The following is a 15493-nucleotide window of genomic DNA, read 5'->3' on the forward strand; positions in this document are numbered from 1 at the left end:
CGTCAGGTGAGTGCACGAGCAGTCCTCCCGGCCACGGCCGACAGATCCCGTTCAAGACCCGAAGTCAGTTAGAGGGCGGGTCAGACCGGACCGGGAGGACTCTCTCGTACATCCTCACTGTTAGCGGAGGGCTAGGCGGGCGGCTCGGGCGTCGCGCTTCTCCTCGAAGCGGCTCGCCGCGCGGTCCAGGTCCGCCAACTGGGTGGCGAGCTGCTCGCGGGCGGCCTCGCCGTCGGCGTTGAGGCCGGTCACGTTGAAGACGTCCCACTGGCGCAGGACCGGCTGCAGCACCTCGTCGCGGTGCTGGCGCAGGTCGTAGATGCCGGCCAGGGCGATCGCCACCGACTTGCGGGCGAAGCCGTCGATGCCGTTGCCCGGCATCTGGAAGTCGGCCACCACGTCGGCGACGGCCCGCATGGCCTGGCTCGGGGCCAGCTCGAACGCGGCCGCGAGCAGGTTGCGGTAGAAGACCATGTGCAGGTTCTCGTCGGCGGCCACCCGGGCCAGCAGCGCCTCGCAGGCCGGGTCGCCGGTGGCCTTGCCGGTGTTGCGGTGCGAGATGCGGGTGGCCAACTCCTGGAACGAGACGTACGCCAGCGAGTGCAGCACCTCGTCGCCGTGGGCGTTGGTGTAGCCCTCCGACATGTGCGTCATCCGGGCCCGCTCCAACGCCACCGGGTCGACCGCCCGGGTGACGGTCAGGTAGTCGCGGATCGCGACGCCGTGCCGCCCCTCCTCGGCGGTCCACCGGTGCACCCAGGTGCCCCACGCGCCGTCCCGGCCGAACAGGGTGGCGATCTCGTGGTGGTACGAGGGCAGGTTGTCCTCGGTCAGCAGGTTCACGATCAGCGCGGTGCGGGCCACGTCCGGGATGGTGGAGTCGGTCGGCGACCACGCCTCGCCGCCGAGCGGCCCGTCGAAGGTCCGCCCCTCGCTCCACGGCACGTACTCGTGCGGGAACCACTCCTTGGCGAGCGAGAGGTGGCGGTCGAGGTTGCGCGCGACCACCGGCTCCAACTCGACGAGCAGCGCGGTCTGACTCAATGTGGTGCTGACGGTCACGAGAAACTCCCTACGGTGGCGTAACTTACGCTACCGTAGGTCCCCGTGGCCGTTAGCGCCAGTGGGGACACTCAACCGACCGTCGGAGTGAGGTCCACCAGGGGTGGCATCCACTCCTCGGCGCCGGCCGTGACCTGCTCACCGGAGCGGATGTCCTTCACCTCGTCCGGCGCTCCCTCGGCACCGGGGAACCAGACGTACGGGATGCCGCGCCGCTCGGCGTAGCGGATCTGCTTGCCGAACTTCGCCGCGCTCGGTGACACCTCGGTCGGCACCCCGCGCCGCCGCAACGCCTCCGCCACCCGGTTGCTGGCCGTCCGCTGCTCCTCCCTGGTCACCGCGACGAGCACGGCGGTCGGCACCTCCCGGGAGACCGACAGCGCCCCCGCGCCGAAGAGCAGCCCGAGCATCCGGGTCACACCGATCGAGATCCCCACCCCCGGGTACGAGACAGCACCGGCGCTGGCCAGGTTGTCGTACCGACCACCGGAGCAGATCGAGCCGAAGCGCTCGTAGCCGCGCAGCTGGGTTTCGTAGACGGTGCCGGTGTAGTAATCCAGGCCACGGGCGATGCGCAGGTCCGCCACGCAGAGCCCGGGCGAGTGCGCGGCGGCGGTCTCCACCACCCGGATCAGTTCCTCGATGCCCTCGTCGAGCAGCGGGTCGCTCACCCCGAGCGCCCGCACGGCGTCGGCGAACGACGCGTCCGGGGCGGAGATCTCGGCCAGCGCCAGGCACGCCTTGGCCTGCGCCTCGCTCGCCCCGGCGGTCTGGGCGAGCAGGTCGGCCACCTTCGCCGGGCCGATCTTGTCGAGCTTGTCGACGGCGCGCAGCGCGGCCTCCGGGTCGGTCAGCCCGACACCCCGGTAGAAACCCTCGCTGATCTTGCGGTTGTTGACCTGGATCGTCACCGGCGGGATCGGCAACGACCGCAGCGCGTCCCCGATGACCAGCGGCATCTCCGCCTCGTGGTGCGGGGCCAGGGTGTCCCGGTCGACGATGTCGATGTCGGCCTGGACGAACTCCCGGTAGCGGCCCTCCTGCGGCCGCTCGCCGCGCCACACCTTCTGGATCTGGTAGCGGCGGAACGGGAAGCTCAGCTTTCCGGCGTTCTCCAGCACGTACCGGGCGAACGGCACGGTCAGGTCGAAGTGCAGGCCGAGCTGGTCGTCACCGGCCGGGCCCTCAGCGTCGGCGTGCAACCGCCGGATCACGTAGACCTCCTTCGAGGTCTCGCCCTTGCGCAGCAGCTGGTCCAGCGGCTCCACGGCGCGGGTCTCCAGCGGCGCGAAGCCGTACAGCTCGAAGGTGGCCCGGATCTTGTCGAGCACGAACTGCTCGATCATCCGCTGACCGGGGGTCCACTCCGGGAAACCGGAGATGGGCGTGGGCTTGCTCATCGGCGTACTCCTTGCGGTTCCGCACCGGTGGCGCGGTGGTGTCGTGGGTCCGCGCGTGGCGCGGACGAAGATCTAGAGGCCCCGGGTGGGAGCGGCCGGCGACGTGCCAGCCACCTCGATGAGGTACGGGTTACTGGCGCGCTCGCGGCCGATGGTGGTGCTGGGGCCGTGGCCGGGCAGCACGACGGTGTCGTCGGCCAGCGGGAGGATCTTGTCGCGCAGGCTGCTGAGCATGGCCGGCATGCTCCCGCCCGGCAGGTCGGTGCGGCCGATCGACCCGGCGAAGAGGACGTCACCGGAGAGGCACAGCTCGTCGGCCTCCCAGCCCGACCCGGCGCCGGGCAGCCGGAACAGCACCGACCCGCCGGTATGGCCCGGGGCATGGTCGACGGCGATCTCCAGGCCGGCGAGGGTGAGGGTGGCGCCGTCGGTCAGCTCCGCCACGTCCTCCGGCTCGGTGTAGCTCAACCGGCCACCGAAGAGCGACGTCAGGTCGGCCGAGAGGCCCTTGGCCGGGTCGGCCAGCATCTCCCGGTCGCCCGGGTGCACGTAGGCGGTGATGCCGCGCGCACCGCAGACCGGCGCTACCGAGAAGGTGTGGTCGAGGTGGCCGTGGGTGAGCAGCACGGCGGCCGGATGCAGGCGGTGCTCGGCGAGCAGCGCGTCGAGGCGGCCGAGCACCCCGATGCCGGGGTCGACCACCACGCACTGCTCCCCCGGCGCGGTGGCAACCACGTAGCAGTTGGTGCCGAAGGCGTCCGCGGGAAAGCCGGCCACGAGCACTGGCGCTGTCCTTTCCGTCGAGCAGCTGTCGTCCTGCCCCGCAGCCTATCGGGCGCGCCCAGCCAGTTTGCCGCGTCCGTCCCAGGCACCCCGCAGGGCACAGTGACGATCTCCGATAAGCGCTGCTCGGGACGGGGCGGACCTCGTACACCACATTCCCAGTCACTAGCCGTACACTCTGGCGGGCGTGTGGCGCGGCACACGTGACGCCCGGACGGGCCGGGGCGACCGGCCGCCGGCGACGACCAGGTAGAGGAAAGGGGAGCACTGGTGGCTTCCAGCAGGGACCGGCAGCGCAAACTGGCACGGGCCAAGCTCGACCGGCAGTTGGCTCGCCGGGCGGCCGCTACGCGGCGCCGACGGCAGATCCAGGCCGGAGTCGGCGCCGCTCTGATCCTCGTGTTGGTAGTGGCCGGCTCGGCCTGGGCGCTCGGGGCGTTCGACTCCGACCCGAAGCAGAACACGGCCGCGGCGGAAACCTGCCTCTGGACGCCGCAGGACGCGACGGCCAACACCAACCTCAAGGACGTCGGCACGCCGGCCACCAAGGACCTGCCCACCGACGGCACCCGGCCGATGACCGTGACCACCAACCAGGGCGCGCCGATCACCGCGGAGCTGAACCTCACCAACTCCCCGTGCGCGGCGGCGAGCATCGCCCACCTGGCGAGCCGGTCGTTCTACGACAACACCAAGTGCCACGAGATCACCACCGAGGGCGCGCTGCGCTGCGGCGACCCGTCCGGCACCGGTCTCGGTGGGCCGACCTACTCGTTCTACGACGAGGAGCTGCCGACCGTGCCGTCGGCGTCACCGTCGGCCACCCCGGCCCCCGACCAGCCGCCGACGTACCCGAAGGGCACTGTGGCGATGGTCTCCAACCCGCCGGGCAGCAACGGCAGCCAGTTCCTGATCTTCTTCAAGGACTTCACCACCACCGACCCGAAGTACCCGGTCATCGGCCGGGTGACCGGCGGGCTGGACGTGGTGGAGAAGATCGGCGCCCTCCCGACCGTGGACAATGGGACCGGGGCGAAGGTCAAGCCCAGCACCGATGTGACGATCCAGAGCCTCACGGTCGGTGAGCCGGTCTCCGCCGCGGCACCGGCGCCGTCGGCATCCGGCACCCCGGCCAGCAGCCCGAGCGCCGGCTGACCGGGCGCCACCACCCACCCAAGCGGCACTCAGCAGCAGACAGCCAGGAGGATCCAGGCGTGACGTCCACCAGAGAGCGGCAGCGCGCGGCGGCCCGCGCCCGGCTCGAGAAGGAGATGGCCGAGCGCGCGGCCAAGGCCCGCAAGCGCCGGCAGACGACGGCGATCGTCAGCGCGGCTGCCGCGCTGGTGCTCGTGGTCGCCGGCACCGTCTGGTTGGCGGTGAGCCTCGGCGACGACGACGACAAGGCCGACACCACCACCGCGGCGCCCGGCGCGTCCGAGTGCGCGTTCAACGCGGTGCCCGCCGAGCAGCGGCCACCGCAGATCAAGGACGTGGGGTTGCCGAGCAACGAGCAGTCGGCCACCGGCGTGCAGACCATGACGATCGACACCAACCTCGGCCCAATCACCGCCAAGGTCGACCGGTCGCTGGTGCCGTGCACGGCGGGCAGCTTCACCTACCTCGCGGAGAAGAACTTCTTCGACAACACCAAGTGCCACCGCCTGGTGACCGAGGGCATCAAGGTGTTGCAGTGCGGTGACCCCAGCGCCACCGGCAACGGCTGGCGGGACACCGACGGCCAGGGCGGCCCGAGCTACCGCATGGCCGAGGAGAACCTGCCCACCGACAAGCGCCCGCCGTACCCGGAGGGCGTCATCGCGATGGCCAACTCCGGCCAGCCGGGCAGCACCGGCAGCCAGTTCTTCATCGTCTACGGCGACTCCCCGCTGGACCCGGCGTACACGGTGCTGGGCACCATCACCGGCGGCCTGGACCTGGTCAAGGACGTGGCCAAGGCCGGCGACGACGGGGCGTTCGCCCAGCAGGCCGGCGGCGGCCACCCGAAGAAGGAGGTCATCATCAAGGACCTCGCGATGAGCAATCCGCAGGGCTGACACCCGCGCAGACGACACAGCGCCCGCCGGCTGAGCCGGCGGGCGCTGTCGTGTTCGGGGTACGGCGTCAGGCGCCCGAGGTGACCCGGTAGGCGTCGAAGACGCCGTCGACCTTGCGGACCGTGGCCAGCAGGTGGCCAAGGTGCTTCGGGTCGGCCATCTCGAAGCTGAACCGGCTCACCGCCACCCGGTCACGGGTGGTGGTGACGGTAGCGGAGAGGATGTTGACCCGCTCGTCGGAGAGCACCCGGGTGACGTCGGCCAGCAGCTTGTGCCGGTCCAACGCCTCGACCTGGATGGCGACCAGGAACGTCGAGGCGGAGGTGAGCTTCCAACTCACCTCGACGACCCGCTCGCTCTGCGCGCGCAGGTCCTCGGCGTTGGCGCAGTCGTCGCGGTGCACGCTCACCCCGCCGGAGCGGGTGACGAAGCCGAACACCGAGTCCGGTGGCACGGGGGTGCAGCACCGGGCCAGTTTGATCCAGACGTCGCTGACGCCCCGGACCACCACGCCCGGATCGCTGCTGCTCTGGCGGCTGCGCGGCGGCCGGGTGGCGACGGCGGTCTCGGCGATGTCCTCCGCAGCGCCCTCCTCGCCGCCGTACGCGGCCATCAGCTTCTGCACCACCGACTGCGCGGAGACCTGGCTGTCGCCGACCGCCGCGTAGAGCGACGCCACGTCGGCCAGGTGCAGGTCCCGGGCGATCGACATCAGCGCGTCGGAGGTGAGCATCCGCTGCAACGGCATGCCCTGCTTGCGCATCGCCTTGACGATCGCGTCCTTGCCGGCCTCGATCGCCTCCTCGCGCCGCTCCTTGTTGAAGTACTGCCGGATCTTCGTGCGGGCGCGCGGGCTCTTGACGAAGCCCAGCCAGTCCTGCGTGGGGCCGGCCGTCTCGGACTTCGACGTGAAGATCTCGATCACGTCGCCGTTGGACAGCGTCGACTCCAACGGCACCAGCTTGCCGTTGACCCGCGCCCCGATGCACTTGTGCCCCACCTCGGTGTGCACCGCGTACGCGAAGTCCACCGGCGTCGATCCGGTCGGCAGCGGGATGACGTCACCCTTGGGGGTGAAGACGTACACCTCCTGGCTGGACAGGTCGAAGCGCAGCGCGTCCAGGAACTCGCTCGGGTCGGCCGCCTCCCGCTGCCAGTCCAGCAGCTGCCGCAGCCAGGTCATCTCGTCGATGTGCGCCGGCGGGCCGACGATCTGGGTGCCCTTGTGCTCCTTGTACTTCCAGTGCGCGGCGATGCCGAACTCGGCGGTGCGGTGCATCGCGTACGTGCGGATCTGCATCTCCACCGGCTTGCCGGTGGGCCCGATGACAGTCGTGTGCAACGACTGGTACATGTTGAACTTGGGCATGGCGATGTAGTCCTTGAACCGGCCCGGCACCGGCTGCCAGTTGGCGTGGATCACACCAAGCGCCGCGTAGCAGTCCCGAACCGTGTCGACCAGGATGCGCACACCGACCAGGTCGTAGATGTCGTTGAAGTCGCGACCCCGCACGATCATCTTCTGGTAGATCGAGTAGAGGTGCTTCGGCCGACCGGTCGTCTCCGCCTTGATCTTGGCGGCCTTCAGGTCGGTCTGCACCTTCTGCGTCACCTGCCGCAGCAGCGCCTCGCGCTGCGGCTGGTGCTCCCCGATCAGCCGGTTGATCTCCTCGTAGCGCTTCGGGAAGAGCGTGCCGAAGGACAGATCCTCCAGCTCCCACTTGATCGTGTTCATACCGAGCCGGTGCGCCAGCGGCGCGAGGATCTCCAGCGTCTCCTTGGCCTTCTGCTCCTGCTTGGGGCGGGGCAGGAAGGTCAGGGTACGCATGTTGTGCAGCCGGTCGGCCAGCTTGATCACCAGCACCCGCGGGTCCTTGGCCATCGCCACGACCATCTTGCGGATCGTCTCGGCCTTGGCCGCGTCGCCCAGCTTGACCTTGTCGAGCTTGGTGACGCCGTCGACCAGCAGGGCGACCTCGCCGCCGAAGTCGGCGCGCATCTGGTCGAGGGTGTACTCGGTGTCCTCGATGGTGTCGTGCAGCAGCGCGGCGACCAGGGTGGTGGTGTCCATCCCCAGGTTGCCGAGGATCGTCGCCACGGCGAGAGGGTGGGTGATGTAGGGGTCGCCGGACTTGCGGTACTGCCCGGAGTGCCACCGGGCGGCCGTGTCGAAGGCGCGCTGGAGCAGCCGGGCATCCGCCTTGGGGTGGTTGTCCCGGTGGCTCGCGATGAGCGGCTCCAGCACCTCGCTGACCTGAGAGGTCTGCCAGGGCGCGTTGAACCGCGCCAGCCGGGCCCGGACCCGCCGGCCGGTGGGCGCGTTGGACAGCCCGAAGCCACCGCTGGGCGACGGGTCGATGCCGGCGTCGCTCGGGAACGGCACCACCACACCGTCGGCGCCGGGAGACGCCTCGGCGCTCGGCGGGCCGCTGGTCGGACGCACCGGACTCTCGCCGGAAGCCCTGCCGGAGCCGTTGCCGGTGCCCGTCACCCGGGCCGGCGCGTCGCCTGTCCGGTCAGTCACCGAGCCGTCAGCGTCGCCTGTCGGGTGCACCGTGCCCTCCGCCGGAGGGACGACATCGTGGGACACCGGCCTCCTCACCGCTCGCCGGAAACACGCCGGCCGAAGATCGGCCGACCTGGTCTCGCCCGCCGGACGGGGTACCGCCGGCGTCAGCAAAGGGCAATGCTACCCGCACGGACGGTCCCCTGCCGCTCCGCCGGACGGTCGGCACCGGGTCCATCCGACAGGTCCGGGATCAAACGGTCAGCCGGGTATCGACCGGCTCAAACAGTCAACAGGGCGTGGACGGGACGCGGCGCCAGTCGTTCACGCCCACCCAGGAAGCCGAGCTCCAGCAGCACTGTGAAACCGGCGACGGTCCCACCGGCCCGCTCGACCAGGTCCAGCGTCGCCTCGGCGGTGCCACCGGTGGCCAGCACGTCGTCGACCACCAGCACCCGGTGCCCGGCGGTGAAGGCGTCCTCGTGCACTTCCAGCGTCGCCTCGCCGTACTCCAGGGCGTAGGAGACCGAGTGCGCCGGGCGGGGCAGCTTGCCGGCCTTGCGTACCGGGACCACGCCCACCCCTGTCGCGTACGCGATGGCCGCCGCGACGACGAACCCACGCGCCTCGATGCCGACCACCACGTCGAAGGCTTCCCGCCCGTGGTACGAGATGATCCCGTCGATCACCTCACGGAAGACCTTGCCGTCGGCGAACAGTGGCATCAGGTCCTTGAACAAGACGCCCGGCTTGGGAAAGTCGGGCACGTCCAGCACCCGACTGGCGACCAGTCGGGCGGCCTCCGGGCCACTGTCCCCGCGCGCTGCGGTGCTGTGGGTCTCCGTCACGGCTGTTTCGCTCTCCTTCGACGACGAACGGCGTCCGGCAACAGCATGCCGGACGCCGTTCGGGTGTTTCCTGTCGGGTCAGCGCCGCTTGGCGCCACCCGGCCGGTTGCCGCCGCCACCCGGGCGACCGCCCCGGGCACCGGTCGGGCGCTTGCCCGCCGGCCGAGCCCCCACCTTGGGGGCGGCACCGGCCAGCGCGGCGGCGTCCTGGTCGACCGGCTCGTCGGACGCGACGGCCTGGGCGGCCGGGCGCGCGGCGCCCTTACCGGGGACCTCGCCGCGGGCGACAGCGCCCCGCCGGCTCAGGACGCGCTTGTTGTGCGCCTGGATCCGCGGGTCGTAGTTCTTCAGCAGCGCCAGCAGCGGGGTGGCCACCAGGATGGAGGTCAGGAACGCCACCGCCATACCGACGAACAGCACCAGACCGAGGTCCTTCAACGTGCCGGCGCCGAGCAGGCCGGCACCGATGAAGAGCAGACCGCCGACCGGCAGCAGAGCGACGACGGAGGTGTTCAACGACCGCATCAGGCTCTGGTTGATAGCCAGGTTGGACGCCTCGCCGTACGTCTGGTTGTTGTTGGCGGTGATGCCCCGGGTGTTCTCCTGGACCTTGTCGAAGACCACCACCACGTCGTAGAGCGCGAAGCCCAGGATGGTGAGGAAACCGATGATCGTCGACGGGGTGACCTCGAACCCGACCAGCGAGTAGATGCCGGCGGTGAGGATCAGGTTCGTGATCAGCGAGACAACCGCGGCCACGGCCATCCGCCACTCGAAGCGCAGGATCAGGTAGACCATCACCAGCGCGATGAAGATGACCAGACCGAGCACGGCCCGCTCGGTGACCTGGCTGCCCCACGCCTCACTGACCTGGTTGCTGCTGATCTGGTCGGCGTTGATGCCGAGGTCCTCGGCGATCTGGGCCTTGACCGCGGTGGCCTGCTCGGCGGTGAGCTGCGGCGTGCGCAGCTCGTACGAGTCGCCGCCCGGGCCGCCGACCTTCTGCGTGGTGGCCACCGTGACGCCGGTGTTCTCGGCGGCCAGGGCCGCGTTGACCTCCCGCTCGGCGTCGTCCAGGGTGCCGACGCTGGCCGGCACCTGGAACGAGTTGCCACCGGCGAACTCGATGCCCAGGCTGAACCCGCGGATCGAGAAGCTGAGGATCGCGATCAGGATCAGAACCCCGGCGGCGCCGAACCAGAGCTTGCGCCGGCCGACGATGTTGAGACCGGCCTCGCCGTTGTAGAGGCGGCTCGCCAGACCGTTTTCAGCCATCTCAGGCCTCCTTGGCGCGCGGGTTGCGGGGCTGAGTCGGCTGGTTGCGGGCCGGGAGTGCCCGGCCCAGACCGCTGACCCGCGGGGACAGGAACGCCCGGGTCCGGGCGAACATCGTCATGATCGGGTGACGGAAGAGGAACACCACCACCAGGTCCAGAACGGTGGCCAGGCCGAGCGCGAACGCGAAGCCCTTGACCGTGCCGACCGAGACCACGTAGAGCACCACCGCGGAGAGCAGGGTGATCGCGTTGGCCGAGATGATCGTGCGACGGGCCCGGATCCAGGCGCGCGGCACCGCGCTACGCGGGCTGCGCCCCTCCCGGATCTCGTCCTTCAACCGTTCGAAGTAGATGACGAACGAGTCCGCCGCCACACCGAGCGAGACGATCATGCCGGCGATGCCGGCGAGGGTGAGCGTGAAGCCGATCTGCCGGCCGAGCACCACCAGCGCGCCGAAGACCAGCAGCGCGGAGAGGATCAGGCTCAGGAAGATGACCGAGCCGAGCAGCCGGTAGTAGAAGAACGCGTAGATGATGACCAGCAGCATGCCGATGCCGGCCGCGAGCAGACCAGCCCGCAGGTGGCTGGCGCCCAGGGTGGCGGTGACGTTCTGCGCCTCCTGCTGCTCGAAGGTCACCGGCAGCGCGCCGTAGCGGAGCTGGCCGGCGAGGGTGCTGGCGTCCTTCTGGGTGAACTGGCCGGTGATCTGCGAGTTGCCGGTCAGCACACCCTGGATCTCCGGGGAGGACACGATCTCGTTGTCCAGCACCACGGCGACCCGGCACTTGCCGTCCTGGCCCAGCGCGGTCGCGTCACAGGCCTGACCCTCGTTGGTGAACGCCTCACGGGTCAGCGAGGTCCACTTGCCCTGACCGTCGCCGGTGAAGTCCAGGCTGACCACCCAGGCGTTGGTCTGGTCGAGCACCGCATCGGCGTCGGACACGTCCGTGCCCAGCACCTTGGCCTGATCGAGCAGGTACTTCGACGCGCCGTCCTCGCAGGAGACCACCTGCTGCTTCGGGTCGGAGATCGACGCCGGGGGGCGCTGGTCAAGCTGCGCGCAGCCGATCGTCGGCACGTTGAACTGCATCTGCGCCGGCAGCACCGCGACTTCCTGCGGAGACAGCGTGCCGAACGGCTTGAGCTTCTCGGCCAGCGACGGGTCGGCGGTCAGGTCGGCCGGGGCCTGCAGCCCGTTCGCGGCCTGCCAGGCGGCGGCGCCGACCTTCTGCTCGACGAGCTTGCGCTGCTCCTCGATGCTGGCCGGCACCGGCTCCGAACTGGCGGTGGGCGCGGCGGCGCTGGGCGAGGCCGAGGCGGACGCGGAGGGAGTCGGCGTGGCACTGGGCGACGCCGGGGCCATCCCGCCCTGACCACCGCTGGGCGACGAGGTCACCTTCGGCGAGGCGCTGCCCGTGGGGGTCGGGGTCGCGGCGCCGGACGGGGTCGCGCTGCCGGTCGGGGCGGCGCTGCCGGACGGGGTCGGCATGGCGGCGGGCGGCGCCTCGGCCACACCGCTGCCGGAGGCGGCCTTGAGCACCTTGCGGAAGCGCAGCTCGGCGGCTTCGCCCACGTCGTCGAGGTTGCGGTTCTCACCGGGCAGGGAGATGACGATGTTGCGGTTGCCCTCGGTGACCACCTCGGCCTCGGCCACGCCGAACGCGTTGACCCGGCTCTCGATGATCTCGCGGGCCTCCTCGAGGTTCTCCGCCGTCGGGGGCTTGCCGTCGACGCTGTTGGTCGCCTCCAGTGTCACCCGCGTGCCGCCGATGAGGTCCAGACCGAGCTTGGGCTCGAGCCGGTCCTTCCAACTGCCGCTGGCGCCGGCGAAGAACACCAAAAGATAGAGGACCACGAAGATGAACCCGAGCACGGCGAGCTGCCGCCCGGGGCGCATCTGTCCCTGAGGTGGTGCCACGGCTGTCCTGTCTCCCTGTACGGTCGCGCCGCTGTCGCAGCGGCGGCGGTGTCGGGCCGGGGGTCCCGCCCGACGGGTCTGCCTTGAGTCGACGAGATGCCGACACGGGGACCGGGCCCCCCGGCGCGGAACGCCGACGGCCACCGGAACGTGTCGACGCCCGACGTCGACCCAACTATCCAGTTTTCACGTCTCGCCCGCTGCCCCGTCGGGGCGCGACGACCCGGAAGCCGGGTCGACCGGCCGTACGCCGGATTCGCCGCTCCCGGGGGGAGGGGTCAGTCCTTGGCGGTGTCCGCGTCCTCGGTGACCGGCTCGCTCGGCAGCTCGGCACGGGTGACCACCCGCGCGATGGCCGGGCGGGCGTAGCGGGTCTGCACGCCCGGGGCGACCTCGATCAGGACGGTGTCGTCCTCGATGCCGGTGACCGTGCCGTAGAGCCCGCCGATGGTCACGACCTCGTCGCCGGGGCCGAGATTGGACTGCATCGCCTCCGCCTCACGGCGACGCTTCTGCTGGGGCCGGATCATCATGAAGTACATGACGCCGAAGAGCAGGGCGATCATCAGGATCGGCGTGAAACCGCCGGCCCCGCCACCCGCTGCTGCCAATTGCACGGTTACTGACCTTCCCATTGGCCGCCTGCCCGGCACCGTGGGTGCCGGAGCGGAGGCGGATTCTCACGTCCTGTACAGACCGCGGCGAAGTCTAAACCCTGCACCTGAGAACGCCGAATGCGGCACAGATCACGTTCACATCACGGCTGTTCGGCATCCAGCGAGAACAGATCGGGCACAGGTGGACTATCTACACCAAATGTACCATTCGGTGGTGTGCGCCCCAGATGCCGCCAGGCAGCCTCGGTCGCCACCCGCCCCCTGGGCGTACGGGCCAACAGCCCCGCTCGCACCAGGAACGGCTCGCAGACCTCCTCGACCGTGTCCGGCTGCTCCCCCACCGCCACCGCCAGGGTGGACAACCCGACCGGGCCACCCCGGAACGAGTCGACCAACGCGGTCAGCACCGCCCGGTCCAGCCGGTCCAGGCCCAGCGCGTCCACGTCGTACACGATCAGGGCGGCACGGGCGGTGTCCAGATCGACCACCCCGTCCGCGCGGACCTCGGCGTAGTCGCGGACCCGGCGCAGCAACCGGTTGGCGATCCGCGGCGTACCCCGGGACCGACCGGCGATCTCGGTCGCGCCCTCCGGGGTGATCGGCACCCCCAGAATCCGCGCCGAACGGTGCAGCAGCGTCTCCAGATCCGCCGGGGAGTAGAAATCGAGGTGCGCGACGAAACCGAACCGGTCCCGCATCGGCCCGGTCAACAGGCCCGACCGGGTCGTCGCGCCGACCAGGGTGAACGGCTCGACGTCCAGCGGAATCGCCGTCGCCCCCGGACCCTTGCCCACCACCACGTCGACCCGGAAGTCCTCCATCGCGCTGTACAGCAACTCCTCCGCCGGCCGCGCGATCCGGTGGATCTCGTCGATGAAGAGCACGTCGCCCTCGGCGAGGCTGGTCAGGATCGCCGCCAGATCACCCGACCGCTCGATCGCCGGGCCGCTGGTCACCCGGATACCCGCGCCCAACTCGGCGGCGACAATGTTGGCCAGGCTCGTCTTACCCAACCCGGGCGGGCCGGAGAGCAGAATGTGGTCCGGCGGCGACCCCCGCCGCAGGGCGCCCTGCAACAACAGGTCCAGCTGGTCGCGGACCCGGTCCTGGGCGATGAACTCGGCCAACCTCCTCGGCCGTACCGTGGCCTCCGCGTCCCGGTCGGCGTCGTGAACGTACGCCGAGACGAGCCCCTCGGTCTCGCTCATCGGGTCGTCTTCAATCGCGACTGCGGGGCTCGCAAACCCGGCTCACTCCTCACGCTCATCGGGTCGTCTTCAATCGCGACTGCGGGGCTCGCAAACCCGGCTCACTCCTCGCACTCATCGGGTCCGCCCCAGCAGCCGGATGGCCTGCTTGAGCAGCACCGGCACCGGCGGGGTCTCACCCTCGATCGACTCCGCCACCGCGGCCACCGCCTGGTCGGCCTGACCGGCCGTCCAACCCAACCCCACCAGGGCCTGCCGGACCTGCTCCGGCCAGCTGCCACGGGTCACCCCGGCCGACCCGTCGGCGCCGATCGGCACCGGGCCGATCCGGTCGCGCAGCTCCAGCACCAGGCGTTCCGCGCCCTTCTTGCCGATGCCGGGCACCCGGGTCAGGGCGGCGGTGTCGGCGTTGGCGATCGCCTTGCGGACCGCGTCCGGGGTGTGCACCGCCAGCACCGCCTGGGCCAGCCGCGGGCCGACCCCACTGGCCGTCTGCAACAGCTCGAACAGCGACTTGGCGTCGTCGTCGGCGAAGCCGTACAGGGTCAGCGAATCTTCCCGCACGATCAGGCTGGTGGCGAGCCGGGCGACCTGGCCGACCCGCAGCTCCGCGAGGGTCCCCGGGGCGCAGTGCACGGCGAGCCCGACCCCGCCGACCTCGATCACGGCCTGGTCCGGACCCGTCGCGGTCACCGTGCCGCGCACGCTGGCGATCATCGTGCTCCTCCTCGTCGTGCCCGGTCGGCCGCAGCGGCCAGCTTGGAGCGGGTCCCGCCGCGCCACACGTGGCAGATGGCCAGGGCCAGCGCGTCGGCGGCGTCGGCCGGCTTCGGCGGCTCGGCCAACCGCAACAGCCGGGTCACCATCGCGGTCATCTGCGCCTTGTCAGCCTGACCGGACCCGGTCACGGCCGCCTTCACCTCGCTCGGGGTGTACGTCTGCACCGGCAGCCCGGCCCGCGCCCCGGCCAGCACCGCGATGCCGCTGGCCTGCGCGGTGCCCATCACCGTACGGACGTTGTGCTGGCTGAACACCCGCTCGACGGCGACGCTCTCCGGTTGGTGCTCCGCCACCAACTCGGTCAGCGACCGGTCCAGGTGCAACAGGCGCAGCGCCAGGTCGTCGGCCGGATCGGTGTAGACCACGTAGTACGCGACCAGGGTGCAGGGCCGGCCGGGCACACCCTCGACCACGCCCACCCCGCACCGGGTCAGACCCGGGTCGACACCGAGCACGCGCACGCCGCCCCCTCCCCAACCGTCAGCAGTACGTGTGTTCGACACCCTAACCGGCGCCCTTCCCACCAGCCCCACGGGACACGCCCTGCGCCCCCGGCCCCCACGGCCTACGCCTCAACCCTCACGCCCCACGGCCTAACGCCCCACGGCCCACGCCCCACGGCCCACGCCCCACGCCCCACGCCCCACGCCCCACGCCCCACGCCCCACGCCCCACGCCCCACGCCCCACGCCAAGATCTAGGCAACTTCCCTGATGTTGCTGCCTCCGAGACGCCGGAGACAGCAACATCCCCGATGCTGCGCGGATCTTGGTGGACTCGGACCCCTACCGACCCACAGATGCGTGGTTCGAACACCCACAGCCGCCAAGATCGCGCTCGAACCAGGATCGAGTGGTCACACAACAGCGGGGTGCCACTACTTCCTGGTTCGAGCGCGATCTTGCCGGCGCGGCACGGCACGGATCGCCACGTCGTCCCGGCCTCGCCCGTTGATCGACTCGATTTTCAGGAAGTCGCGGGGTCAGAACCGCCCCGATGCCCCGACTTCCTGAAAGCCGAGTGGATCATTGCGCGAGCC

13 protein-coding genes are annotated in these 15493 nt (G+C 70.7%); 2 read left to right on the forward strand and 11 right to left on the reverse strand.

The features are described from left to right. Nucleotides 1-120 precede the first annotated feature (120 nt). The 3 genes from QCZ28_RS15125 to QCZ28_RS15135 form a co-directional block, all read right to left on the reverse strand. The gene (locus QCZ28_RS15125) at nt 121-1062 is read right to left on the reverse strand and encodes an acyl-ACP desaturase (RefSeq protein ID WP_279517259.1); all 942 of its coding nucleotides are present in this window, start codon (nt 1060-1062) and stop codon (nt 121-123) included. A 71-nt stretch (nt 1063-1133) separates the two neighbouring features. Then, the gene (hisS, locus tag QCZ28_RS15130; protein WP_279517260.1) at nt 1134-2462 is read right to left on the reverse strand and encodes a histidine--tRNA ligase; all 1329 of its coding nucleotides are present in this window, start codon (nt 2460-2462) and stop codon (nt 1134-1136) included. A 72-nt stretch (nt 2463-2534) separates the two neighbouring features. Next, entirely contained in the window at nt 2535-3245 is a 711-nt protein-coding gene (locus tag QCZ28_RS15135) for an MBL fold metallo-hydrolase (RefSeq protein WP_030336975.1), read from the reverse strand. Between the two features lie 270 nt (nt 3246-3515). Here QCZ28_RS15135 and QCZ28_RS15140 point away from each other — a divergent pair, with 270 nt between their 5' ends. Both QCZ28_RS15140 and QCZ28_RS15145 read left to right on the forward strand, forming a co-directional pair. Next, nucleotides 3516-4400, forward strand: coding sequence for a peptidylprolyl isomerase (locus QCZ28_RS15140; RefSeq protein WP_210866853.1), 885 nt, complete (start codon nt 3516-3518; stop codon nt 4398-4400). A 59-nt stretch (nt 4401-4459) separates the two neighbouring features. After that, the gene (locus QCZ28_RS15145; protein ID WP_279517261.1) at nt 4460-5299 is read left to right on the forward strand and encodes a peptidylprolyl isomerase; all 840 of its coding nucleotides are present in this window, start codon (nt 4460-4462) and stop codon (nt 5297-5299) included. Nucleotides 5300-5366: 67 nt separating this feature from the next. Here the strand turns inward: QCZ28_RS15145 and QCZ28_RS15150 are convergent, their stop codons facing one another. The 8 genes from QCZ28_RS15150 to ruvC form a co-directional block, all read right to left on the reverse strand. Further along, complete coding sequence (locus tag QCZ28_RS15150; RefSeq protein ID WP_030336970.1) at nt 5367-7889, reverse strand: bifunctional (p)ppGpp synthetase/guanosine-3',5'-bis(diphosphate) 3'-pyrophosphohydrolase; 2523 nt, start codon at nt 7887-7889, stop codon at nt 5367-5369. A 197-nt stretch (nt 7890-8086) separates the two neighbouring features. Further along, complete coding sequence (locus tag QCZ28_RS15155; protein WP_279517262.1) at nt 8087-8653, reverse strand: adenine phosphoribosyltransferase; 567 nt, start codon at nt 8651-8653, stop codon at nt 8087-8089. 78 nt (nt 8654-8731) lie between these two features. Then, nucleotides 8732-9928, reverse strand: coding sequence for a protein translocase subunit SecF (gene secF / locus QCZ28_RS15160; RefSeq protein WP_279517263.1), 1197 nt, complete (start codon nt 9926-9928; stop codon nt 8732-8734). A 1-nt stretch (nt 9929) separates the two neighbouring features. Next, the gene (gene secD / locus QCZ28_RS15165; protein WP_279517264.1) at nt 9930-11849 is read right to left on the reverse strand and encodes a protein translocase subunit SecD; all 1920 of its coding nucleotides are present in this window, start codon (nt 11847-11849) and stop codon (nt 9930-9932) included. 278 nt (nt 11850-12127) lie between these two features. Next, nucleotides 12128-12466 carry a preprotein translocase subunit YajC gene (yajC, locus tag QCZ28_RS15170; RefSeq protein ID WP_279517265.1) on the reverse strand — a complete coding sequence of 113 codons (339 nt, stop codon included), beginning with the start codon at nt 12464-12466 and terminating at the stop codon, nt 12128-12130. A 140-nt stretch (nt 12467-12606) separates the two neighbouring features. Next, a complete protein-coding gene (gene ruvB, locus QCZ28_RS15175) occupies nt 12607-13674 on the reverse strand; it encodes a Holliday junction branch migration DNA helicase RuvB (protein WP_279517266.1) in 1068 nt (355 codons plus the stop codon). A gap of 114 nt (nt 13675-13788) precedes the next feature. After that, nucleotides 13789-14391 (reverse strand): Holliday junction branch migration protein RuvA, encoded by a 603-nt coding sequence (gene ruvA, locus QCZ28_RS15180; protein ID WP_030336961.1) that lies wholly within the window; start codon nt 14389-14391, stop codon nt 13789-13791. Further along, entirely contained in the window at nt 14388-14915 is a 528-nt protein-coding gene (ruvC, locus tag QCZ28_RS15185) for a crossover junction endodeoxyribonuclease RuvC (RefSeq protein WP_030336959.1), read from the reverse strand. Before ruvC ends, ruvA begins: the two co-directional genes overlap by 4 nt. Nucleotides 14916-15493 lie beyond the last annotated feature (578 nt).

It is taken from the genome of Micromonospora sp. DH14 (genome assembly GCF_029809455.1).
GTDB lineage: Bacteria > Actinomycetota > Actinomycetes > Mycobacteriales > Micromonosporaceae > Micromonospora > Micromonospora parva.

Excerpts from the sequence above, each read along its gene's own strand:
- secF (WP_279517263.1), bottom strand. The coding sequence starts at position 9,928 with ATGGCTGAAAACGGTCTGGCGAGCCGCCTCTACAACGGCGAGGCCGGT.
- ruvB (WP_279517266.1), bottom strand. The coding sequence starts at position 13,674 with ATGAGCGAGACCGAGGGGCTCGTCTCGGCGTACGTTCACGACGCCGAC.
- ruvA (WP_030336961.1), bottom strand. The coding sequence starts at position 14,391 with ATGATCGCCAGCGTGCGCGGCACGGTGACCGCGACGGGTCCGGACCAG.
- hisS (WP_279517260.1), bottom strand. The coding sequence starts at position 2,462 with ATGAGCAAGCCCACGCCCATCTCCGGTTTCCCGGAGTGGACCCCCGGT.